At 72.5% G+C, this 22,184-nt stretch carries 23 protein-coding genes; 7 read left to right on the top strand and 16 right to left on the bottom strand.

Translation table 11 applies throughout. From position 1 onward, the window contains the following. The first annotated feature begins 80 nt into the window (after positions 1-80). The gene (locus ACZ6J5_RS34030) at positions 81-599 is read left to right on the top strand and encodes a DUF6233 domain-containing protein (RefSeq protein ID WP_469397803.1); all 519 of its coding nucleotides are present in this window, start codon (positions 81-83) and stop codon (positions 597-599) included. Positions 600-714: 115 nt separating this feature from the next. Here ACZ6J5_RS34030 and tpg read toward each other — a convergent pair whose 3' ends face one another. Together tpg and tap are read right to left on the bottom strand one after the other, a co-directional pair. Beyond that, positions 715-1,269 (bottom strand): telomere-protecting terminal protein Tpg, encoded by a 555-nt coding sequence (tpg, locus tag ACZ6J5_RS34025; RefSeq protein ID WP_469397802.1) that lies wholly within the window; start codon positions 1,267-1,269, stop codon positions 715-717. A 12-nt stretch (positions 1,270-1,281) separates the two neighbouring features. Then, positions 1,282-3,528, bottom strand: coding sequence for a telomere-associated protein Tap (gene tap, locus ACZ6J5_RS34020; RefSeq protein WP_469397801.1), 2,247 nt, complete (start codon positions 3,526-3,528; stop codon positions 1,282-1,284). A gap of 190 nt (positions 3,529-3,718) precedes the next feature. Between tap and ACZ6J5_RS34015 the strand changes: the two genes are divergently transcribed. Further along, positions 3,719-4,054 carry a hypothetical protein gene (locus ACZ6J5_RS34015; RefSeq protein WP_469397800.1) on the top strand — a complete coding sequence of 112 codons (336 nt, stop codon included), beginning with the start codon at positions 3,719-3,721 and terminating at the stop codon, positions 4,052-4,054. A 154-nt stretch (positions 4,055-4,208) separates the two neighbouring features. Here ACZ6J5_RS34015 and ACZ6J5_RS34010 read toward each other — a convergent pair whose 3' ends face one another. The 3 genes from ACZ6J5_RS34010 to ACZ6J5_RS34000 all read right to left on the bottom strand — a co-directional run bounded on the left by ACZ6J5_RS34010 (position 4,209) and on the right by ACZ6J5_RS34000 (position 8,286). Further along, positions 4,209-4,376: a hypothetical protein gene (locus ACZ6J5_RS34010; RefSeq protein WP_469397799.1), complete on the bottom strand. Its 168-nt coding sequence runs from the start codon at positions 4,374-4,376 to the stop codon at positions 4,209-4,211. Between the two features lie 250 nt (positions 4,377-4,626). Next, entirely contained in the window at positions 4,627-5,862 is a 1,236-nt protein-coding gene (locus ACZ6J5_RS34005) for a helix-turn-helix domain-containing protein (protein ID WP_469397798.1), read from the bottom strand. A 1,206-nt stretch (positions 5,863-7,068) separates the two neighbouring features. Then, complete coding sequence (locus ACZ6J5_RS34000) at positions 7,069-8,286, bottom strand: DNA polymerase Y family protein (protein WP_469397797.1); 1,218 nt, start codon at positions 8,284-8,286, stop codon at positions 7,069-7,071. A 118-nt stretch (positions 8,287-8,404) separates the two neighbouring features. Here ACZ6J5_RS34000 and ACZ6J5_RS33995 point away from each other — a divergent pair, with 118 nt between their 5' ends. Both ACZ6J5_RS33995 and ACZ6J5_RS33990 read left to right on the top strand, forming a co-directional pair. Beyond that, positions 8,405-8,614 (top strand): hypothetical protein, encoded by a 210-nt coding sequence (locus ACZ6J5_RS33995; protein ID WP_469397796.1) that lies wholly within the window; start codon positions 8,405-8,407, stop codon positions 8,612-8,614. Between the two features lie 4 nt (positions 8,615-8,618). Then, positions 8,619-8,957 (top strand): DUF6233 domain-containing protein, encoded by a 339-nt coding sequence (locus tag ACZ6J5_RS33990; RefSeq protein WP_469397795.1) that lies wholly within the window; start codon positions 8,619-8,621, stop codon positions 8,955-8,957. A gap of 812 nt (positions 8,958-9,769) precedes the next feature. Here the strand turns inward: ACZ6J5_RS33990 and ACZ6J5_RS33985 are convergent. The 4 genes from ACZ6J5_RS33985 to ACZ6J5_RS33970 all read right to left on the bottom strand — a co-directional run bounded on the left by ACZ6J5_RS33985 (position 9,770) and on the right by ACZ6J5_RS33970 (position 11,035). Beyond that, positions 9,770-10,027: a hypothetical protein gene (locus ACZ6J5_RS33985; protein WP_469397794.1), complete on the bottom strand. Its 258-nt coding sequence runs from the start codon at positions 10,025-10,027 to the stop codon at positions 9,770-9,772. Positions 10,028-10,093: 66 nt separating this feature from the next. Further along, positions 10,094-10,312, bottom strand: coding sequence for a hypothetical protein (locus ACZ6J5_RS33980; protein ID WP_469397793.1), 219 nt, complete (start codon positions 10,310-10,312; stop codon positions 10,094-10,096). An 88-nt stretch (positions 10,313-10,400) separates the two neighbouring features. After that, positions 10,401-10,742: a PIN domain-containing protein gene (locus tag ACZ6J5_RS33975; RefSeq protein ID WP_469397812.1), complete on the bottom strand. Its 342-nt coding sequence runs from the start codon at positions 10,740-10,742 to the stop codon at positions 10,401-10,403. 35 nt (positions 10,743-10,777) lie between these two features. Further along, positions 10,778-11,035 (bottom strand): hypothetical protein, encoded by a 258-nt coding sequence (locus tag ACZ6J5_RS33970; RefSeq protein ID WP_469397792.1) that lies wholly within the window; start codon positions 11,033-11,035, stop codon positions 10,778-10,780. Positions 11,036-11,109: 74 nt separating this feature from the next. Between ACZ6J5_RS33970 and ACZ6J5_RS33965 the strand changes: the two genes are divergently transcribed. Beyond that, positions 11,110-12,924, top strand: a complete 1,815-nt coding sequence (locus ACZ6J5_RS33965) for a zeta toxin family protein (RefSeq protein ID WP_469397791.1) — start codon at positions 11,110-11,112, stop codon at positions 12,922-12,924. Here ACZ6J5_RS33965 and ACZ6J5_RS33960 read toward each other — a convergent pair. Continuing rightward, positions 12,888-13,163, bottom strand: a complete 276-nt coding sequence (locus ACZ6J5_RS33960; protein WP_469397790.1) for a hypothetical protein — start codon at positions 13,161-13,163, stop codon at positions 12,888-12,890. The two genes, ACZ6J5_RS33965 and ACZ6J5_RS33960, sit on opposite strands and share 37 nt — an antisense overlap. Positions 13,164-13,369: 206 nt before the next feature. Here ACZ6J5_RS33960 and ACZ6J5_RS33955 point away from each other — a divergent pair, with 206 nt between their 5' ends. Next, positions 13,370-16,066 carry an ATP/GTP-binding protein gene (locus ACZ6J5_RS33955; protein WP_469397789.1) on the top strand — a complete coding sequence of 899 codons (2,697 nt, stop codon included), beginning with the start codon at positions 13,370-13,372 and terminating at the stop codon, positions 16,064-16,066. Between the two features lie 91 nt (positions 16,067-16,157). Here ACZ6J5_RS33955 and ACZ6J5_RS33950 read toward each other — a convergent pair whose 3' ends face one another. Further along, positions 16,158-16,829: a nucleotidyl transferase AbiEii/AbiGii toxin family protein gene (locus ACZ6J5_RS33950; RefSeq protein ID WP_469397788.1), complete on the bottom strand. Its 672-nt coding sequence runs from the start codon at positions 16,827-16,829 to the stop codon at positions 16,158-16,160. Continuing rightward, a complete protein-coding gene (locus ACZ6J5_RS33945) occupies positions 16,826-17,191 on the bottom strand; it encodes a hypothetical protein (protein ID WP_469397787.1) in 366 nt (121 codons plus the stop codon). Before ACZ6J5_RS33945 ends, ACZ6J5_RS33950 begins: the two co-directional genes overlap by 4 nt. Positions 17,192-17,495: 304 nt before the next feature. Here ACZ6J5_RS33945 and ACZ6J5_RS33940 point away from each other — a divergent pair, with 304 nt between their 5' ends. Continuing rightward, on the top strand, positions 17,496-17,645 hold the full coding sequence (locus tag ACZ6J5_RS33940; protein WP_469397786.1) for a hypothetical protein: 150 nt from the start codon (positions 17,496-17,498) through the stop codon (positions 17,643-17,645). 75 nt (positions 17,646-17,720) lie between these two features. Here ACZ6J5_RS33940 and ACZ6J5_RS33935 read toward each other — a convergent pair whose 3' ends face one another. The 4 genes from ACZ6J5_RS33935 to ACZ6J5_RS33920 form a co-directional block, all read right to left on the bottom strand. After that, entirely contained in the window at positions 17,721-17,957 is a 237-nt protein-coding gene (locus ACZ6J5_RS33935; protein WP_469397785.1) for a hypothetical protein, read from the bottom strand. Positions 17,958-18,080: 123 nt separating this feature from the next. Further along, complete coding sequence (locus ACZ6J5_RS33930; protein ID WP_469397784.1) at positions 18,081-18,542, bottom strand: PH domain-containing protein; 462 nt, start codon at positions 18,540-18,542, stop codon at positions 18,081-18,083. Positions 18,543-18,943: 401 nt separating this feature from the next. Next, positions 18,944-19,636 (bottom strand): HNH endonuclease family protein, encoded by a 693-nt coding sequence (locus ACZ6J5_RS33925; protein WP_469397783.1) that lies wholly within the window; start codon positions 19,634-19,636, stop codon positions 18,944-18,946. A 605-nt stretch (positions 19,637-20,241) separates the two neighbouring features. Further along, positions 20,242-21,951: a hypothetical protein gene (locus tag ACZ6J5_RS33920; RefSeq protein WP_469397782.1), complete on the bottom strand. Its 1,710-nt coding sequence runs from the start codon at positions 21,949-21,951 to the stop codon at positions 20,242-20,244. Between the last annotated feature and the right edge of the window lie 233 nt (positions 21,952-22,184).

Raw genomic sequence — 22,184 nt, 5'->3', positions numbered from 1 at the left:
CGTGACTGTGGACGGAGGGCGGCGCCCGCGCAGGCCGTGCCGATCGTCGGCGTCCCGGCGCTGGTCCGTACGGTGGGGGCATGACGACGTCCTCCGCTCCCGAGCCGGTGCCCATCCGGGTGCTGCTGCCCGGGGACCAGGAGGTCGTTGCCCGCCTGTGGGTCCGGCGCCAGACGCCCGGCGGCTGGCGGTATGAGGTCGGGCTCCCGGCGTACCGCAACGGTCCCGGGGACACGGTGGAGCCCGCCGAGTACCGGGTCTGGGTCCGCGCTCCGGAGCATGTCCGGCCGGTGGACGGCGTCTCGTACGACCAGGTGCCCACCGAGTACCTCCCGGCGCCGTCGGTCGTGGACCAGATCCTCGGGCCGCCCCGACCGTCGGGCTGGGTGCTGGCGAAGACCGGCGGCCGAGCGCCAGGCCCGGGCGGCGTCGTGCACGCCGTCGACTGCGAGGAGGCGCCGGCCGGGGCGCCGGTGCTGTCGGTGGAACGCGCCTTGGATGTCGCCGAGCGGCCGGGGGTGCGGCTGTGCTCACTGTGCGCCGCCGCCGAGCTCGACCCGGTCCTCAAGGGCTTCGAGACCGGCTTCGACGAGGCGTAACCGGCGACGCCGAGCTCGCGTTAGGGGGCACGCGTAGGTGAACCTCCGCGCCCCGGACAGCCCGCGAGCCCGGACCAGTGTGGTCCGGGCTCGCGGGCTGTCCGGGGCGCGGTTGCTACAGCTCGAACTCGATGTGCTCGACGTCGGTGAACCGGACCTCTTCCAGCCCTCCGGCGTGGCCGCGGGCCTGGAAGTAGACCTCTTTGAGGGCTTCGGCCGCGATCTTCCGGAGCTCGGTGTCACTGGCGCCGGCCTCCTGGGCGGCGAAGAGGCGGGCGGCGTAGACGGGGGGCAGGGCGACGGTGAGGTGCCGGACGCGGTCCTGGTCGGTCGAGCCGATCGGGGCGGTGTAGCCCATGCGGGCGCGGGTGTCGATGACGATGCCGCCCGTGGACGCGGCCTTTGCTCTGGCCTTGGCCCGGATCTGCGGCTGCCAGCGCTTCTTCACCTCGCGCTCTAGGCGCGCGGCGAGGTCCGGGCGGGGCTTCTTGATCTCGTCCTTCACGTACCGCTCGACGGTGCGCTGGGAGACCCGCAGCATCTGCGCGACCGGCTTCGTGCCGCCGAGCTGCTTGACCAGGTACCGTATCTGCGGGCCCGCGGACTTGGGTGCCGGGCGCGTGAACGTCTTCTGCACGGCTGCGTCCAGGCCGTCCCCGAACAGGCTCATCGTGGCCTACTCCTACTCTCCGGTGTCGGCGCCGGTGACGGTGCCGTCCTTGATGTACCGGGCCAGGTTGAGCTCCGGCGCCGTGAACTTCTCCCGGACCTCCTCGCCCCACAGCACCGACTGGGTGCCCTCGTGCTTGACCAAGCCCGGGTTGACGCCGAGCTTGAAGCCGCCCGGGAGCGGCTTGCCCTCGCGGTAGGGCAGGAAGTCCAGCGGGCTCGGCCCGTTAGAGGCGTAGACGACGCAGTCGGACAGGACCGCGACCGGGTACTGGCCGGTGAACGCGGCGTGCTTGACGATCTTGCGGTGCAAGTTGATGCGGGTGCGGGAGATGACCGCCGCCCGGATGTCCGGCCGCCACGTCGGGCGGGACAGGGCGCGCCACGGCTCGCCGGGCCGCCAGCCCTCGCCGCGCGGGCGCTCGCGGAGCTTGCCCAGGCCGCCCTTCACCGTGGCCTTGACCGCCGAGACGACGATCGCGAGCTCCGGGTCGCGGTCCTTGTAGCCGGTCATCGCGGTGAGGAAGTCGGCCGGGTCGGTGTCGGCGTGGACGCCGAGGTCGGCCATGGTGGCGAGGTAGGCGTCGCGCAGCCGCTGGTACCAGCCGTCCAGGTACCGGCCGTTCTCGTAGCGCACCCACGCCTCCAGCGGGCGCACCTCGTAGCCGAGCTCCACCGCGTACGCGACGGTCGGCGTCGCGTACCAGGCCGGGCCCTCGGGCGTCTCGCCCTTCGGAGTGAACGGGCTCGGCAGCAGGCCGCCGTCCAGCTGGACCCACTCCTTGCCGGCCTTCACCCGGGACAGGTCGACGTGGGAGAGGTCGACCAGCCACGAGCCGGGCAGCTTCGGATCGAACACCGGGGCCTTGACGTGCGTCGCCTCGCCGAGGCCGACGTTCAGGCCGTTGGCGCCGGCGGCGAAGGCCATGTTCACGTCGATACCGACCAGGTGGCGCAGGGTGCACTCCGCGTCGGTCATCGGACGGGCCCAGTCGTACGCCTCCTCGAAGAGCATCTCCGCTGGTCCGCGCACGTGGAAGCGCGGCAGGTCCTTGAGAGCGGGGTGGCCGTCGGGGACCTCGCACGGCGGGAAGTCCATCGGGTCGATGGCGTCCCTGCCCAGGCTGCCGGGGTTGTGCTCGGAGTGCCGCTTGCCGTCGGCATCCGGCGCGGAGGCCCGGGTCGGCGGGTGCAGGGCGGTCATCAGCTCCAGACCGGTCACCGCGGTCGAGCCGCGCGGCGTCATCACCCGGGACGCGTACACGCCCAGGACCCGGGCGAGCTCCGCCGGCGGAAGCTGCCCCGCGGCACCCCAGAACCGGGCGTCGAGCGCGTTCCACGAGGGGATGCACAGCTGCACGCAGGCCCGCTCCGACCCGGTCGCGGGCCGGTAGATCCGAGCCCACGGCCCGAACCCGCGCTTCGTCAGCTTCCACTCCGCACGGTCCAGCTGCTTGATGACCTTGTGGCCCTCCGGGATCCGCCCGGCGAGCTTCTCCTCCTCCGTGAGCGTGACCGGCAGGCCGTAACGCTCCAGCGCGGCCTCGGTAAGCACGATCAGCGGGTCGGCGTCCTTGCCCGGCCCCGACAGCTTCGGCTGACCGAGCTTCGCCTCGCGCAGCGTCCAGTCGACCAGGGCCGGAATGCTCTTGGCCGGCACGTCCAGAACCAGGCCGCCGGTGCAGTACGCCAGCACCTTCCCGTCCTCGACGTCGACGACCGCCAACGGGCCATTCTCGAACCGCGGATCGGCGCCGCCCACCGGAGTACCCGCCGGGGCCGCCTTCTTCGCACCCGGACGGCGCGACGTCGACGACGTCCTGGCGGTGCGCGCCGGACGGGCCGCGGCCGCCGGAGCAGCGGCAGGGGTCTGGCGGTTCTCGGTTGCCGTCATGACCGCAGCCTCGGGCGCCTCCCCTGGGGACAGAGACGGAGCTTCCGCCGGGGCGGGCGCCGCGGTGAACGTGGCCGGCACCGAAGCGACGGCGGCGGGGGCAGGCGTGGCCGCCTCGGCCGGGGGGGCGGGGTAGAGCTCCGCGAGCTTGTCCAGCAGCCGGGCGTAGGCGTCGCGCTCGGGCGGGCGGGGCTCGGTCTTGCCGGACTCCCAGCCGGACACCGTGGCCCGGCGCACCTTCAGCGCGGTGGCCACCTCGTCGATCGTCAGGCCGTGAGCGGCACGCAGCCGCTTGCGCTCCGCCGGTGGCGGCAGCGTGGCACGGGACGCGAGCAGGGCGTCGACCGCGTCGAACAACTCGGACATAGAGCACCTCCTGAACGACACCCTACACCATGAAGCGCATATTTCGCGTACAAATGCCGTACGTATGCCGTACGAAGAGCGTTCGGTAGCCAGTTTCCATGACGGCGCCACACCGGCATCGATGAAAAGGTGCTCGTGCACAAAGCCAAGGGGGCGACGCCCACGGGCAGTCTGTGACACGGTCAAGAGCATGGATAAGGCTGTGGAGCTCAGGCGGCGGGCGATGGTGATGCAGGGCGATCTGGGGCATCTGTACCAGCCAGCTCAAGGAGAGCGGAACCTGGCGGCCGCGCTTCTGGCGGCCCGGCAGAACCACGAGGGAGGGCTGACGGCCTCGACGGTACGGGAGGTCGAAGCGGAGACCTCCTGGGGCGACAAGACCGTGACGCCCCTGCTGGCCCTGCTGCCGCTGGCCGCAGACGTCCTCGAAGACCCGGCGACCCGGACCTCGCCCGACGGCCAGGCCGCGCTCGGCGAGATGAACGTTCTCCTGGAGGCCGTCGCCGTCTACGAGGAACCCGCCTGACTTCCGGCGCCCCGCCCTCCCCCGTTCCCCCGCCGCGACGCCCGGCCCCGGTCAGGACTGACCGACGGGCGCCGAACGGCCCGCACCCTTCCCGGGTGCGGGCCCGCTCGCTGTCTGCCGCCCGGCCGCCGGGCGGCGCCTCACCGCGGTCCGGTCAGGAGTCCCACTCCCTGGCGAACAGGTCGGCCGGCTCCTCCCAGTACGCCTCGTCCCGGGCGACGAGCCACTCGCAGATGCAGCGGTATACCCCACCCGGCCCGGCCGGCTGCGCCTCCCAGCAGTCCTCCCGGCAGTTCCGGTCCGGCTTCCGGTACGCGGCCATCGCCGCCTCCTCACCCTCATTGCCCCCGGCAGGTCCGGGAGCCTGCCCTAAGGGATCTGGGTCAAGAGGCAATTCGTGATGTATCGGACTATCGAGTGGAAGGACGGCTCAATATTGCCTCAGAACGGCTAAATCACCACCGAGCTGTCTGTGCTCCAGCGGTTTCGGGCCGCGCACGCTCGCTGGCGGTGGCCCGATGGGCGACGAGCTCGGGCAAGTGCTTGGAGTCGGCACCGGGGCGGGGTCGCGCTCAGACCCATAACGCCCGCGGAGGCATGCGGCCCAGCACGGCTGCGCGGGTGCGCGTGCTGCCGGGGCCGGGGGCCGGGTCGGCGGTCGGTTCGGTCGGGGCGACGCTCCTTCGTGCGGCCTTGCTCAGTAGTCGGGCTCGGGCGTCTTCCAGGGGGTCTTGCGCGGTGAAGGCGGCGCTGAACGCCTCCAGGGTTTCATCGAGGCCGCCGAGCGGTGCGGTGCTCCCGGCGTGAGTCGGCGGATGCGAGGGCGGAGGCGGGGGCTGGTGGGGCATCTGCCGCATGCCGGCCTCGTGGCGGGCGTCGGCGAGCAGAGTCGTGAAGTAGGGGAGGTCGCCTCCGAGGAGGCGGACGAACGCCCTGAGCACGTCGTCTGTGGGCAGGACCTCGCCCTCGAGGAGTGCGGCGATGTCGGCGGTGTCCAGGGTCCAGCGGCTGGCGACCGCGAGGTGCTGCGCGGCGGGGCGGCCGGCCTTGGTGTGGAGCGTCTCCACCGCTGTGCGCAGCCGCTGGGCGGCGGGCATCCGGGCGGTGCCGTGCTGGGTGACGGTGGCGTCCCGGTCCTTCTCGCTGAGCTTCTGAGACTCCCAGACCTTGCGCAGGACGACGGGGTCGGCGCCGCAGACCTGGGCGAACTTCGCGGTCAGGGCCCAGGTTGGGACGCGGTCGCCGCTGAGGATGCGCGACAGGTAGGAGGCGGAGCAGCCGATCCTCTGACTCACCTCTTTGTTGGGGAGCTGGGCGGTGCGCAGGAGCATGGACAGGATGGGGGCCAGGCGGTTGTAGGCGGGGCTGCTCGGGGCGATGGGTTCGGCGGGGTCGCCAGCCGGGGCTGCGGGTTCGGCGGGGGCTGGCGGGGCCAGGGGGCCGGACCCGCCTTCCGGGCTGGTGATCGCGGGAGCTGCGGGGGTACTGAAGAGGCTGGCCAGGGAGCAGGGCTGGTGGGTGGCGCGGGTCAGCCGGGTGATCCGGCGCAGGATGTACCGCTCGGAGTGGCGGTGGCGCGCGGTGTCCTCGCTGATGCCCAGGATGCTGCCGATCCGGCCCCAGGTGACGCGCCGGTGGCGGGCGCGGCCGACCGCGGCGGCGGTGAGTCCGTCGACCTGGTGCTGCATCTGCGCGAGGCGCTTCAGCGGCTCTTCGCCGTCGCAGGAGGGGACGACCCGCAGCAGTTCACGGGCGCCGTCGACGAGGTCCTTGAGGATCTCGACGAAGGCCTCCTCGCCCGCGCTCATCACCGGAGCCGGCGCCTCGTCGGCAGGCAGGCCGGGGGGCAGGCCCTGGCGGAGGCGGAACGCGGCCTGCCGGCACCGGTCGTCGCAGTACTTGCGCGGCCGGCCTCTCCCGGCGCGGTGCCCCAGGGGGGAACCGCATACCTCACATGTGTCCATCGTTGTTGCTGCTTCCCACGTCACGAAAAGGGTTCCATCCGGGTTTCTGCTGGCCAGCAGGGCCAGACTTCCCCCGGGTTCTGTCACGGATCCACCGCTCCTGCCGAGGCCACGAGGGCGCGGCGGGAGCGGTTGCCTGGGGCAAGCGGTGGTGAAGGGCGCCTGCGGTGCCCTTCACCACCGCGGGGCGTCAGCGCCGGTGGCGGCGCAGCCCGACCATGGCGACCGCAGCGCTGGAGAGGACACCGCTGAGGGCGGTGACGGTCCCGGGCGTGACGGTGACCTGGACCTGGTGGCCGTGAATCAGCACGAAACCGGTGGCCAGGACCGCGATGAACGCGATAATCCCTCGCTTTCCAACCCGGTTCACGAAACGAAAGTTTTCGTTACGCCGACTACTCTCGCTCGGGGCGAGACGGACAGAAGGCCGTTTGGCCCGGCGGCGCCGCGGGGAAGTACGTGCCATTAGACGTGCTCCTTTGTGTGTAGCTGCACGCGTGCGAGGCCCGGACAGGTTTTCTGAGGACATGATTCGGGACCTCGCACGCACCTGCGGGTGACGCTATCGACACGGCCCGCTACCTGCGAATCCGCCAAAAAGCCCCACATGAGCGCTTTCTGTGGCGATCTAGCGGCACCGCCGGATTTCGTTGAAGCCCCGGCGGAAAAGTTCGTCACATCCGCCAAATAGGGCACATGTGTGACACCCGACCTGATATGAACCCCCGGCGATCATTTCCAATGATCATGTGAACAATCAAGCGAGAGGAAGATTCATAAGAGAATTGACCGGCGATCAAAAAGTGGCTGCTCTTGCAGAATTCTGAAACCCGGCCCGTCATCCGCCCAGGTCAGAGGCGTGATGCCGCGAGCCCGCGCCGAACTGGCCGACACGCCCGAAAGGGCCAGACAGCTCGCCCGGGTTCCTCGCGGTCAGGGGCCGCCGCGCACAGCCTTGGCGCCACCGCCCGACCGCCTGTGCGGCGGGGCGTCGCGGACATCCCAGTCGAGCGGCACTTGCGAAGTGCCCGTTCAGCGGGACCTGATGCGTCAGCTGGCCTGGAGGTAGGCGCCGGCGGGCCCGGCCAGGCGCCGCCCGTAGCGGCTGTTGATCCGGTCCAGCACCGGCTCCAGCAGGAGCCGGCGCTCGCGCACGGGGTCGAGGGAGATCTGGGTGCCCGGCCCGTCGGCGGCGGGGCGGAGGTCTTCGGCGATGAGGGTGATGCGGCGGATCCGGGCCCGCTGGAAGGCCATCGCGTCGAGGAGCCGGAACGCGGACCCGCGCAGGTCGTCGGTGTGCGCGGAGGGCTCGGGCAGGGCCTTGGTCCGCTCGACGGTGGAGCCGTCGGCGAACCTGACGGCGAGCGTGGTCCGGCGGGCGACCTGCTCGCGGCCGCGGACCCGGCCGGCGAGCGTGACGGCCAGGTCGAGGAGGGCTGCGCGGACGCGGACCGGGTCGACGGTGTCGACGGCGAAGGCGTGCGCGGCGCTCGTGGACTCGGGCATCCGGTCCGCGTTCACGCCGCGCGGGTCGATGGCGCGGGCGCGGTCGCGCAGGGTGCGCCCGGCCTTGCCGCCGAGGATGCGGCAGGCGACGGTCTCGTCCATCGCGGCGAGCGCGCCGATGGTGTGCAGGCCGTAGCGGTGGAGGCTCGCGGCCTGGGCGGGGCCGATGCCGTGGACGGCCTGGACGGGGAGCGGCGCGAGGAACCGCTGGGCCGTGTGGCGGTCGGGCAGGGCGAGGACGCCGGACCGGCCTGTGTGGGCGGAGGCGGTGGCGGCGGTGGACCAGGTGTCGGCGACGCCGATGTGGACGTCGATGCCGTAGCGGGCGAGGGCCTGGGCGCGGGCGCGCTGGGCGAGCTCGCCCGCGTCCACGCCGAACAGGCGCCGGGCGCCGGACAGCTGGGCGAGCGCGGCCAGGGGCGGGAGCGGCTGGACGAGCGGGGTGTACTCGCCCAGCAGGTCCAGGATGCGGCGGTGGCCGTCGGGGGTGGTGTCGGGGCGGCACCGCACGTGCCAGATGAACCGGTCGCGGCCACCGGTGCGGGCCGTGCGGGCGGCGCGCGCCGCCCGCAGGAGTTCCGGGCGTCCGCCGGCCGCGGGCAGCTGCCAGTACGGGTGGAAGAACACCTCGGCCGACAGGCGGATCAGGCGGCGGCGCAGCGCGGCCGGGGCCGCCGGGCGGGGCCCGGCGAGCGCCTCGTAGACGGTGATCCATCGGGTCTGGGCGTCGATGAGGTCGGGTGGGAAAGTCGTGCGCGCCATGCCACTATGGAAACACCTGTTCGAATAATTGCGCCAGCGCGTTGCTCCCCAGCAGATGGGAACGGGAGTTCTACCCTGACGCTGCCCGCCGCCCCGCGCCCCGAGAAAGCCGACCGCCATGACCACCCCAGCCGCCGCCCCCAGAAACCTCCCGCCCCAGATGTGCCCGCCGGAGTACCTCGGCCGCTGCGCGATCTGCCAGAAGGACTGCCACCGGTACGGGCCCGGCGGATGCCCCCTGTGCCAGACCTGCGCCGCCACCGCCCCGGCCCTCCAGAAGAAGCCGGCCGACACCGGCGCCACATCGGCGCCGCTCGCGATGGCGTGAGACCGTGCTCGACCTGCCCGACGACCTCGAACAGCTGGAGACCCTGGAGCTGCTCCAGCGCATCATCCTGCGCGACATCCTGACCAAGAAGCAGCAGGTGCAGAAGCACCGGGCCGCGATGAGACCGGTACGGAACCTCCCCGAGGGGCCGGGGTGGGTCGTCGCGTACCTGCGCGAGCGCGGGCACCCGGTCCCGGCCGCCGTCCACATCGGCGACTGCACCCTCGCCGGAAAGAACACCAAGGCGATCAGCACCGAGGAAGCCCGCCGGATCCTGGCCGAAGGCCCGATACCCGCCTGCGACATCTGCCGGCCCGACCGCGAACTCGGCATCCTCGGATAGCGGGCCGACCGCCCTCCCCAGCGATCCCCGGTTCAGGGCGCCTCCAGCTTCGCCTCGCCGCCCAGTCGTTGTGCAAGAGCATGTGGAGCCGACCGATGTCCTGCCCGCCGTAGTACGCGTACAGCCGGGCGCATGACGGCAAGAGATCCGCCATACAGGCGACGGCTTCGCCGGGACTCCTGCGCCGCCACAGAGCGGCAGGTCCCCTGAGACACTATGGGTCATGTCCGTGTGGATCCTTTCCGAGAGCATCACGGATAGTGATGGGAGCCTCATGCGCCGGGGCTCCCATCGCGCTTTGCCTCGTCTCGCGCCACAGTGGCGTACTGGGCGGCCATGCGGACCGCCTGTCCGTCGCGTACTGGTTCGAGGTGATGACCTGGCCCGGCGCCTTGGCGATCACCGGGCACGCCGGCAGCCACATCTTCCGCCGCGACGAGGACATGCTTCTGTTCTTCCGCACCTGCATGGGCCGCTCGGCATGCACGGCCCGGAACGCCATCCGCCCCCCTCTGAACGACTACTCGCTCAGAGTGTTGCGGCGGCCACTGACAGTCGACACCGCCGAATTCAGACGGACGGCCGGAAGTCGATCACGCACTCCCTCGGGCCGGGTTCGGGCCACGACCGCACGCCCTGTTCTGTTCTCAGGCCTGCGCCCGGGGCTCCGTGTGGTCGGGCGAGGTGAGGGAGCGGCGGCGGATCCCGCCCCGAGGGCCGAACTCCAGCACCGCGTGCGGCGTGCCGGCGGGGCGCGGGTCGGCGCCCGGCTCGCCCTCGACCTCGTACAGAAGGACGACGCGCCGCGGTCGTCAGCCGGCGTCGAGGAGCGGGTCCAGTGCGAGCCTGCTCAGCGTCCCCATCGCGGAGAGTGCCCCGTAGGCGTCGGCCCACAGGGGCAAGGCCCCGTCCACGGCGTGCAGTTGCTGCTCCAGCTCCGGCAGTCGGTCGGGATGCTCGCCGCTCCGCTGGGCCAGGTACGTCTCCAGCTCGTCGAGCGGCTCGGCGTACGCGGCGCGCATCTCCACGGCGGCCTCCAGGGCCCAGCTCAGATCGGGGCGGATCTCCACGACGTCCGTCGTCGAGCAGAGCGCGGACCAGGTATCCGAGGCCGACGAGCTGTTGCAGGCGTCTGGTCAGCGGGGGGGGGCGGGTGTCGCCTGGCGTCCGTCATGCTCGCGCGCACGTCCTGAAAACTCGCGGGCGATCCAGACCTTGGCCGGTGTCGGCCGCGGCGCGGCAGCCTCCCAGACCGCGCGCGCTTCCGCGACGGCCCGACGGGTCGCCAGCGCACGCAGCTCATGGGCCGAGGGCAGCGGCCGAAGCGAGCTCCCGTCGGCCAGATCGAAGTCCACCCGCCGACCGTACGCGGCTCCGCTGGCCCGTTCCATAGCCCGGCCGCCGTTCAGGCCGTTCAGAAAACCAGGCGGCGGGCCTGGAGGTTCACGGGGCGAGGTCGAGGACCCGCACGGGTTCGCCCTTCCAGCGTTCTGGGGTGGTGGTGGCGATGATCGCGCCGTCGGGCCTGTCCGGGGTGGGCTGGGCCGCGTGGTGGGCGTGGGCCTGGGCCCAGGCGGTCTGCCGTGCGACGGCGAGGACGGCCGGGAGGTCGAGGTCGAGGACGGTGATGCCGGGCAGGGCGGCTAGGTGCTCGGCGGTGCCGGGGCGGGCGCGGTCGGCTTCGACGAGTGCGCAGGCGGGTGCGTAGAGGTGCCAGCCGGTTTCGGCGTGGGCGCGGTGGATGAGGCGGGAGGCGAGGACGTTGCCGGTGCCGGCGGCGGTCATCGCGGTCTCGTCAAGGACGATGTGCACGGGCTCGGTCACGGGTGCTGCACCTGGGCGAGACGGCGGTCGAGTTCGTCGTCGAGGGCGGCCTCCTCGCCGGCCGTGGGGTTGTAGCCGGTCCAGGCGTGCAGGGCCTTCTTGGCCTTGTCGGCCCGTTCGGCCCGTTCGGCGGGGGTCAGGACGGTCTCGGCGAGGCGGGCCAGGTACGCGCGCAGGGACAGGCCCTCGGCGGCGGCGACGGCGGCCAGGCGGTCGCGGGCTTCCTCGGGGATTCTCACGTTGGCGTCGGACATCACGGTGCTCCTTCCCATAAGGTAAGGGTACGGGTACGTACCCGTACCCGTCACGTGCTGAGGAGGATGAGCCTGTGCCAGGCCGTACCGCGCTGGTGCTCGCCGAAGCCGAGCACCAGCGGATCCTCGCCGAGCGGCTGCCCCACTGGACGAAGGGAGCCGTTGCGCAGCGCCGCCCGGTGGTGGTGGTCGTCGCCGGCCAGCCCGGCGCGGGCAAGACGCAGATCGCCGACCTCGTCCAGGCGGCGCTCGACCGGCGCGGTGGGGCGGTGCGGATCGGCCGCGACCTCTACAAGCCCGCTCACCGGCACTACGCCGCGGCCCTGGCCGCCGACGTCCGCACCGCCGGAGCGAAGGTCCGGCCCGACACCCAGGGCTGGCAGGAAGCGGTCGAGAACCACGTCCGTGACCGGCGGTTCGACGCCGTCGTCGAGTCCGCCCTCGCCGATCCGCACGCGTTCCGCGCCTCCGCGGCGGCGTACCGGCGCTCGGGCCACCGGATCGAGATCGTGGCCCTGGCGACGGCGCAGGCGTGGAGCCAGCTCGGGATCCTCGACCGCTTCCTGGCCGAGGGACGGCGGTATGTGTCGTGGGAGAACCACGACACCTGCGCCGCGGGCCTGCTCAACGCGCTCACGGTCATCGAGGCCGAGCAGCTCGCCGACCGCATCACCGTGGTGACCCGTGAGGGCGCCGTCCTGTACGGCAACGAACTCGTCGGCGGCACCTGGCGGCGCAGCCCGGACGCCGGCCAGGCCGTCGCGCGCGGCCGCGCCCTGCCGTGGTCCGCCCAGCAGACCGCCGCCTTCCAGCTCGGCATCGCCGCTGCCGAGGTCCGCGTGCACCGCGACGTCACCGACGACGACGAGCGCCTGGCCGTCGTACGCGACACCGCGCGGGCCGCCGCGCTCGCCGAGCCGGTCCGCCGCATCGCCCAGCCCCGCCGGCGCGCACCCGGAGTCGACTACCACCGCCTTTCCGCCGCCGAGCACGACTGGGTCTTCGACGAGCTGATCGCCCCCTCCTACCTCGGCGGCCACATCCCGCGCGATGACCCCAGGGCCGTGTACGTGCTGGGGCAGCCCGGCGCGGGCAAGCTGCTGGCCGCGCGGATGGTGCGCCGCGCGATGCGGCCCGGCGCAACCCGGCTGGTCGGCGACGACTTCAAGGCCCAGCACCCCGACTACTTCCGGCTGCTGCGCGAGGACCCCCGCGGCGCCGGAGCCGCGATCCGCGCCGACTACCGCGCCTGGTTCACCCGCGCCGAGGCGTACATCCGCGACCGGCGCGGCGACGTCCTCATCGAGGCCGCCCCCGGCAGCACCCGGGAGTTCTTCACCAGCGCCCTGCCGTACGCGGCCGCCGGCTACCCGGTCGACCTCGTCGTCCTGGCCGTCCGCGAAGCCGACAGCCGGCTCTCCACCGCCCTGCGCTACGCCCGCGCCCTGCAGCTGGGTGCCACCGGCAGGTTCACCAGCCGCTCCGGGCACGACACCTGCTTCCGGGCGCTCGCCGATGTCGTCACGGCCGCCGAGACCCACCCGCAGATCGCGTCCGTCACCGTGATCCGCCGCGACGGCCAGGCGCTGCTGCGCCACGAGAACGGCGCCCGCGCGGGCAGGGCGTCGTGGGCGCTCGCCGCCGAACGCCAGCGCCCCTACACCGAGCAGGAGGCCGCCGCGTTCCTCCGCCTCCACCAGGGCCTGCGCCGGGCCCTGCCCCGGCACCGGGCGGAGCTGGACGAGATCGCTGCGCTCGCCCGCCCCCTGATGCCGCCCCAGATGCGTCCGGCCCCGCTCGGCCAGCCGCACCCGCACCCCCGTGCTCTGCCCGCCCGGTACCCGGCCTGGGCCTACGACCCTCTGATCGTCTTCAGCCGGGCCGCGTAAACGGCGGCGATCCGCGCCGCCTCGGCCGGCTCCGCGGCCGCCAGCCGCGCCTGGTCGGCGAGCGCGGCCGCCCGCCCCTCCTTGAGCACGGCCACCCGCTCCTCGTTGGGCAGGGGCGCGCGGTGCTCGCGCACGAGCTCGGCGGTGTACCAGTTCACCACTTCCCGGATGACCTCCTCGGCGGACTGTTCCTCGCCGCCCTCCAGGCCGCAGAAGTCGGGGGGACCGGGGTCGGTCATGGTGACCACCCTCCTTGAGCCGATCTTGAAATGCCGTCGTCATTCTCCCCGGCACGCCCCGCTGGAGCGCGGGCACCACCATGCCTGAGCGGGCAACGACGGAAAGGCGGGGCTGCGGCCAGGCGCCCGGTAGGGGGATCCTTGGCCCGAAGACGCGCCACGGGAAAGTAGGTTGGGCCTGTCGGCCATCGAATCGGGGGACCAACGTGGTGGGACGGGATCTGCGGGCGCTGTTCAGCGGCAACGACCAGAGCGTGTCGGCGGCGGAGGCCTTCACCAACCGCGAGGCCCAGTGGGACACGGTCGCGGCCGCCCTCGCCGAGCACCTGGCCCGCGTCGCCGCGCCGGCCTTCGACGTCGAGGACCTCGAAGCGCCCAGGGACAACGTGCTGGTCTTCCACGGCATCGGCGGAATCGGCAAGACCACCCTGTCCCGCAAACTCGAAGCCGCGCTCGACCTGCCCGCCGCGCGGCCCGCGCAGTGGGGCGCGCCGTCCTGGCCGGCGTCGGCCCGGATCCTGCCGGTGCGGATCGACCTGTCGCGCTCGGCCGGCGGCGGCTTCGAGGACCTGCTCCTCACCCTGCGCGCCGCGCTCGCCGGCCTGGGCCGGCCGCTGCCCGCGTTCGACCTCGCGCTGCGCCGCTACTGGGAGCGGCAGCACCCCGGTGAGCCCCTGGAGGAGTACCTGCGGCGCGGCGGGCTCGCGGCCCGGTTCGGCAAGGCCATGCCGCAGCAGATGCAGTCCGCGCTCGCCGACGTCGCCCAGGCCCTGCTGCTGCCCGGGACCGTCGGGTCGGCCGCGGGCGCCCTGGTCGGGGCGCTGACGACCGCGCTGCGCGAGCGGCGCCAGACCGTGCGGGCGCTCGCCGCCTGTTCCCGGCTCGCGGACCTGCTGGAAGCCGAGCCCGATATGGAGGCGCTCTCCTTCTATCCGCACCTGCTCGCCTGGGAACTCGACCGGCTCCCGGTCGGCAAGAAGGTGTGCCCGGTGATCCTGCTGGACACCTTCGAGGACGTCGGCGACCGGACCCACCGCGACCTGGAGCGCCTCATCCAGCGGGTCGTGTGGCTGATGCCGAACGCCTTCTTCGTCGTCACCGGCCGGGCCCGCCTGCAGTGGGCCGAGCCCGCCCTCGAAGGCCAGCTCGACTACACGGGCCCGGCCGCCTGGCCCGGCCTCGCCGTCTCCTCCCGGCCCGGCGGTATCCCCCACGCCCGCGGCCTCCTGCCCGGCCCGGCCATCCCGGTGCGCGGGCGGCAGGTCCTGGTCGGCGACTTCGCGCCCGAGGACTGCGACGACTACCTGGCCCGCCGTCTGGAGAAGGACGGCACCCCCCTCATCCCCGGCCCGGTGCGGGACGTGATCACCGGCCGCTCCCACGGCCTGCCGCTCTACCTCGACCTCGCCGTCATGCGGTTCCTCGACATCCGCCGCACCGGCCGCACCCCGGCCCCGGCCGACTTCGAGCACGACTTCCCCGCCCTGATCGCCCGCACCCTCGCGGACCTCACACCCGACGAACGCCACCTGCTGCGCTCGGTCGCCCTCCTCGACGCCTTCGACACCCACCTCGCCACCCGCACCGCCGGCCTCACCCGCCAGGCCGCCGCGGACCGGCTGATCCAGCGCCCGTTCATCAACGAGAACCCCTTCGGCCTGTGGCCGTACTACCTGCACGGCCTGATCCGCTCCACCATCCGCGGCGCCGACGACCTCACCGACGACCGCTGGGCCCCCGCCGACTGGCAGGCCGCCGCCGCCCGCGCGCACACGGCGCTCGGCGAACAGTGGACCGCCGGGGCCGGCCGTGACCGGCTGCTGCTGACCGGCTGCCTGCGACAGGGCCTCGCCCTCGCCCGCGACTTCCGCCTCGAGCTCGGCTGGCTCACCGACGCCGCCTGGGCCTACGTCTCCGACTCCGTATGGGAACCCGTCACCCCACCCGCCCCCGGCCACCAGGAGACCGGGGGCGGTACGGCGACGGCGGCCGACGCGCTCGCCGAACTGCTCAGCACGCTCGCCCGCCGCCAGCACGAACACCGCTCCCGCACCGCCGAGCGCCTGGCCGCCCTCACCGCCGCCGGACACCTCCCCGGCGACCTGCAGCAGATGGCCGTCTACTACCTCGCCAAGGCCCAGCGCGACCTCGGGCGCTCCGCCGAATCCCGCGCCGGCATGCGGTACGTCGCCGACCACGGAGGCCGCCTCGCCCCCGCCGCCCGCCGCGGACTCGCCCACCTCGCCCGCCTCGCCGGCGACTTCCCCACCGCCCACGCCGTCGTCCCGACCCTCGGCTGGCCCGGCCGCCACCACCGCGTCGACGGCGACATCTGGTGGCCCCACGGCGACCTGCACCGCGCGGCCGCCGCGTACGAAGCGGCCCGCGACGAAGCCGAACAGCACGGCGTCGCCGGCGAACGCGCCACCTCCCAGGCCCAGCGCGCCTTCGTCCTCGCCTTCACCGACCCCGCGCTCGCCGACGACGAGATCCACCTCGCCGAACAGCTCCTGACCGGCCTCGACCTGCGCGCCACCACCCTCACCGTGAAGATCGCCGCGCTCGCCCGCGACGCCGGAACCGACCCCGCCGTACCCGACCGCGCCGAGACCCTGCGGGCCGAGATCCGCACCGCCGGCCTCCTCGCCCCCGAGAAAATGCTCGACCTCACCCTCGCCTTCCACCACGCCGTCCGGGGCGACACCCCAGCGACCGCCGAGGTCCTCACCCGTCTGAGCGCGCCCCCAGACGGCGACTACGCGTACTACGGAGACCTCGTCCACCACATGGCCGGCACTCAGCCCGGCACCCGCTCCGCGGTGCGGTGGATCGACGACGAAGCCGTCGTCGCCGGACGCTGGCGCGCTCTGGCACTGGCCCGGCGCACGCACACTGCCAGGTAGCCCCAGAGCCAGGAGCGGCTACGCGCCGGGCCGGGCGACCTGCCGCAGCACGGCTATGCGCCGGCCAGGTTCCTCGGCCGGGCCTTCCCGCTCACGCGTCGTCGGGGCTCTCCTCGGCCATCAGCCGCGTGTCGAGGTCCGCAGCCCACGCCAGGGCCCACCTGCGGAGCTCATCGATCGCCTCGGGGGCCAGGCCGTAGTCGGCGTAGTCCTGGTCGTCCCACCATTCGGCGCCGACGAGCCGGTCCCGCAGATCCTGGAGGCTGAACTCGTAGCGGGCGTGACGGCGGCCGAGGCCTTCGAGGTCGGCGTTGCTGCGCAGGCGGGAAGCCGCGTGGACGTCGATCAGGTCCCGGACCGCGCCCCGGTCCGCCAGCGCGCGGACTTTCGTGCCGATCACGTCGTCCAGAGCGAGGACGGGCCCGTACTCGGTGTCCTCGGGAGGAGCCCAGAAGGCCTCCTTCAGGATGTCGACCTCGCACTCCTCACCGGTCACGGGGTCGGTGACGACGAGCCTGCCCATCAGCGGGTCGGTCTCGACCTGCCGCACCGCCCAGCCGCGCCCGGACAGGCCGCCGCTGACCGTGGCGATGATCTCCGCCATCGATGCCGGATTCTGCGTGGCCACGTCGAGATCCTGGCTGAGTCGGCTCACCAGGCCATGGGCCTGGACGGCATACCCGCCGGTGATCACCAGCGGGTAGGGGGTGCCGATGGAGAGGACGTCGGCCAGGAGCCGACGGTGCAGGTCGTCCAGGTTCACGCGGCGGAAACAGCCCGACCGGCGGTGAGCTGGGGGAACGCGGACTCCCATGCGTCACGCAGGGGACGGCTGACCAGCGTGCGGAGGACAGGCCACTGGCTGACCAGAAGGTTCTGGTTCAGGACCGCCTCCAGGTCCTCGCGCTGTCCCTCGGCCAGGACCGTCCGGTAGAGGCTCATCCTCGAGCGGTCACCGTCCAGCGCGTAACTGCGCCGTCCCGACCAGGCCACGTGCAACGGAAGATCGACGGTTCCTTGGGCAGGCCCGGCCAGATCCTCCAGCCGGGCGGGGAGCCGCCTGCTGTAACGCGCACACAGCACGTCGAACGCCGACGGCACGGAAGCAGCAGTCGATGGAGCCATAGCCTGATTATGTCGTGCCCCGGCGGGCCGGAGCGACACCTACGCCATCCCTTATCGACGGCGGCCACCTCCCCGCAGGCCCCGGCGCCCGGACGCAGAAGCTCCGGGCAGTCACAGGCGACCGCCGAGAGGAGGTCCGTGGTGCCCCCGCCTTGGGCCTCGTGGATCAGGACGTGCAGCCTGGTGGCGAACTCGTGGGTGAGGGTCTCGCTTGTGACGAAGCAGCGGAACTTACCTGGTCACCCAAGGGGCTGGCGGATACCTTCACGTCAGCGCACACAGGCGCCGATCCGAGGAGGGGACCATGCGACGCGACATCGGCTGGGGAGTGCACGGCGAGACCGGCTGGGTACGGAGGGACCCCGGATGGGGCTTCCACGACACCGGCTGGGGCATCGTTCCCAGCCTGTGGGATCCCGAGTGGGATGCCGTCGGCGATCCCGGCTGGGACTGACCCGCGCGCTGCGAGCGGGCTCGCAGGGTCGCCTTGCGGATCCTCGCGCCGGGCTCGGGCCCGGCACGAGGGCCGCTACGTTCGGGTGCCCAGCAGGACCGTGACGGCGGCGGGTTCGGCGCCGGTGATGGTGGCGATCTTGTCGACGCTCATCTTCAGGGTGCGGTGGAGAAGGGCTGCGTCCTCGGCCGGGGTGGTGCTGCGGCCGGCGCGCTGGGCGACGGCGAGCACATGTCTGCGCCAGGCCCAGGCCGAGGGGATGACTCGCTGACGACGGTGGTCCAGCGGTCGGCGACGAGCACCCGCCGACACGCAGACCTCCTGACGGGCTGCTCCGGCGGCGTCGCGTCCCGGTCAGGCTCCGCCCGGGCAGCCCTCCGCTCCACCATCGCCTGCCCCCGAACCCGGCCCCCACCCACGCCCGCCGCACGCGGGTCAGTCGGCGCAGTTCCCGCAGGTGGCGCGGTGGGCGATGTGCGCGGTGGCGATCACGTGCAGGTCGGCGTGGGCGGCGCGGGTGGAGTAGGAGGCGATCGCCCGCAGCGGGAGCGTGGTGCCGTCGGCGAGGAAGAGCTCCGTCCTCAACAACGCTCCCCCCTGCTCGGTGATGGTGCAGCTGCGGATCGAGCACCATCCGGCGGTGCCGGAGCGGCCAAGCCCCCGCTCGGTGATGCCCGTCGCGTCGACGCGGACGCCGGCCGTTCCGCCGCGGATCGCGAACCAGAGACCCATGCCGCCGACGGCCGCGTAGATCACCATCCCGGCGACGTCCAGATCCATGACGAACGCCAGACCGCCGATGAGGGCGAAGACACCCCCGAGCGCGATGAGGGCGAGGCGCTGCCACAGGCTGTAGAGCGTGCGGGCAGGTATCGGGGCAGGCCAGACGGTGTCCATGATCCGCGACCCTACGGGTCCGCGATCGAGTCATCCAGGCAGCTCTCCCGTTTCCGCACGGCGGGAGGTGAGCGAGCGCCAGGAGCAGCGCGTGGTATTCGGCCTCGGTTCGCAGGGCGACGTCCTGGCGGTCGGACCAGGGGCTCTCCCGACGGGCGCGCAGGCGGCGGTCCTGTCGTCGGGTGTCCTCGGCGGCCAGGCGGCAGCGCAGGACCTCGTCGACGATCGCGTCCCTGAGAAGCCGCACGGGCCGGCTCGAACAGCGCCCGGCCGCGAGCCGTCGCGACCGCAGCGCCACGCCGTCGGCGTACGGCATCCGACGGGACGGCGCCCGAAGGCCCGTCCGCCCGTGTCTCCGAGCGCGGACGGACGGCCAGCGCCCTGGAAGAGAGGAGGCGCGGTCAGGCAGCCTTCTCGTAGCTGATCCGGGCGTCGGGGCAGGCCTCGGCGAGATTGGCCAGGGCGTTGATCTCGGCGGGGTCCGCTGTGAGATCCCAGCGCAGCTTGTCCTTGATCCAGTCGCCCGCGTACTTGCACTGGTCCGCCGGGACCGGCAGCCAGTCCGCCGGGTCCTTGTCGGCCTTGCTCCGGTTCGAGCTGCCCGAGACCGCGATCAGGCTGTCCGGCGCGCCTTGGTCGTTGGCGTACGCCTCGCGCCGGGCCTTCGTCCAGGCGGCGGCGCCGGAATCCCATGCCTCGGCGAGCGGCACCATGTGGTCCACATCGAGCGATCCCGCCGAAGTGATCCAGACCTGGTCGTACTCCGACCACCAGCGACCGCCGGTCAGCTTGCACTTCGGGCCGATCTCCGGGGTTTCCTTCGCTTCGGCCAGGATCACCTCCCTGCGGGTATCACACCCGTCCCCCGCGTTCAGCCCCTTGTTCCAGTGCGGGAACGCCCCGCGGTCGTACCCGGCCCGGGGACCCTCCTCCGCTTCCTGCAGCCAGGCCAGCGCCTGGAACAACGGCACATCCGTCGCCGCGGGCGGGGCGGCAGCAGGTGCGAGAGCGGCCGGAGCGGCGGTGGCGGGGCCGGCGAGCGGCAGGACGACAAGGGCAGCGGCGGGCAGCACGCCCATGAATTTCTTGATCACGACGAGGTGTCTAGCGGACCGCTCTCCCCCGCCGCAGGCTGTTTCACGATCCCTCACCCGAGAAGGCGTCGGCATTCACCGCAGAAACGATCACATGGTTGGCCCACTCGGCCGTGCCGTCCGGCCAGACCGGCGAGGAGGGCGCCGTACGGCCCGCGCGGTCGACCGTCGCGACCCGGGACCGTCGTTGAACAGAACGACCAGGCGGCCCCGCTTCAGCGAGCAGAGCTATCAGCGGATGCCCTGGAAACCCGGGCCCAGGCCGCGCCGTCGGGGCCGACATCCAACACGGGGCCCAGGGCATGCCGGAGCCCGACGCGGATGCCCCCCTCTCAGTGCCGGCGGGCAGGCGCTGGCGGGCCGTGGCCGTCGCGGCCGTCACCGCGACCGGGACCTCGCGGACTTCGGGGTCGATGCGGGTGAGTGCGTCGGTCAGGGTGTCGACGGCGACCAAGACGTCGGCGGCCGCCGCGCTCCGGCCGGAGCCGGCCGTCGCGGCCGCGAGGTCGTACGCAGTCTTCGCGATCCGGTCGGCCCGCTCCTCGGAGCCCGGCCCCGCCTGGTACACCAGCCCCACCGGCAGTGGGCCTGGACCGCCCCGTCGGTCACACGGGCAAGGCGCTATGTTCCCGTCGCTGACGTGTGTTCTGGATCTCTTCGCGGCAGAGTGCACACAGCGGGTTCCCCCCTTGGCCGTAGCGGTGGGTCGGGTGGTGGCAGGAGGCGCAGAGGCCGATCTGATCGGTTGAGCAGGTCGGCGCCGGCGGAATGGGTTTGGTCGACGGAGTACTTGCTGGCGGGGCTGCTTCGCGAGGCTGGCACGCGGTGCCGGGAGAACCGGTCTTGTGGGACGGTGCGCCGTTCTTCTCCCGGGGGCGCGCCGTGTCTGAGAGGGACTGGCTGGCCGGCTGGTGTGATGCCCAGGGCTCGCCTGATCGGCCGGCGGGCAGCCGCTCCGCGTTCCGGTCTTCCGGGTTCGGCTGCCGTGGAACGGCAAGCGGGGCGGGTGAGGAAGCAGGAGACGGTGGCGGCGCGGGCAAGGCGACCAAGGGCTGCTGGGGTGCGAGGACGGTTGGTTGTACAGGGATCGATGGGAGGAGACGGGCGGGCTCTGTCACCACTGCGACGGGGACAGGCACTGACCTTTCCTCATCCAGGAGGCTGGTTTCCTGCTCGGGCATGGGCAGATGTCGAAGGGGCTCGTCGACGGTGATGGACATCTGGGCCAGGCCGCGGCGCTGCAGGGGTGCGCTCGGCTTCCAGGTCTCGTCGCCGAACCTGCAGTCGAGCTCCGCTTCTCGGCCTGAGAACTCAATCCGCGCATCGGGCCCTGTGTCCTCCTCGGCCGGATCCTCGTCCTGGGGCCGGTACTCCAACCAGGTGCTCCGGTCCTTGGCCGGTACCCACATGTGGACCCCGCTCCTGGCTTTCGACTCCGATGCCAGGAAGAGGGGCACGACCGTTCCGGTCGCCGCGCCGATCAAGGTCTGTCCCACTGTGACGCCGCGGCGGCTGCCGGCCCATCCGGTCCAGCCCGTTCCTTCGTCGTCGAGCCTTCGCGGGGTGTCCCACTCGAGGTGTGTACGGCCGCAGCCCGTCCTGGCCAACCCGTCAGGGCACGGGCGCTCGGCTGCCGCTGTGCATTTCCAGTTGGCGAGGACGCGGTAGCCCCCCATGAGGGGAAGATCGTTCGCGCTGCTGACCTGCTTCCAGCTCGCCGGCCTTGTCAGCATCCAGTTGGAACGGTCCACGAGGTGGAAGGTGTCGTTGTCCGTGATCCAGTTGGCGGTCAGGCCGGCACCGGAATGGGCCCGCGACCGGCGCAGCACCGTGCTGGAGCTGGCGTTGTAGTACTGCGCCTCGCAGCCGAGGTCGATTCCGCCGTCGCCCATGACGGTCACATCCGGCCTGGACGTGCGATTCCTCGTCGCCTTCTCCACCATGTACCGGAGGCCGGCAGAGTCGCATGTCCGGGCGACGAACTCCTTCATCGCCTTGTGCAGGTCGCTCTCCTGCGAGCTCATCGTGTGCACGGTGGGCAGGTGGGCCGCGCGCAGCCGCAACGCGCCGTCGGGACCTCGATGCTTCCGCACGTTCATGAAACGGCTCTGCACACCCTGGGCCTCCGCCTTGCACGGCAGGCCACGCTGGCTCTGCACGCACTGCAGAAGGGTCCGGTCCCGCTCCGCGAGCGGGCGTAGCAGCGACTCGATCAGGTCAGGAACGAGGCGTCTGCTGCGCTCGGGAAGACCGAGATCGTCCATGTCGAGCGCCAGGATGCGCTCGAGCCCGTTGTGCCAGACACTGTTGGCCAACCCGCACCGCCTTCAACCGTCATTGCGGAACATCTCCCTCGACGGTAGAGGCGACCACTGACAATCCATCAGATATAAGATCAGCCATACGAAACCGGACAACACGTTCGCATTCAGTCCACCACTGGGCGCTCCGTACGCTTGCCCGTCACGACACAAGGCCGGCGACCACTCCTCCTGGCCGCCCACCGGACGACGCCCGGGCCGGCGACGGTACAGGCCCGGACCGGAAT

The sequence above is a fragment of the Streptomyces sp. NPDC042100 genome (genome assembly GCF_055582325.1).
This window is presented reverse-complemented; position numbering and strand designations above follow the sequence as displayed.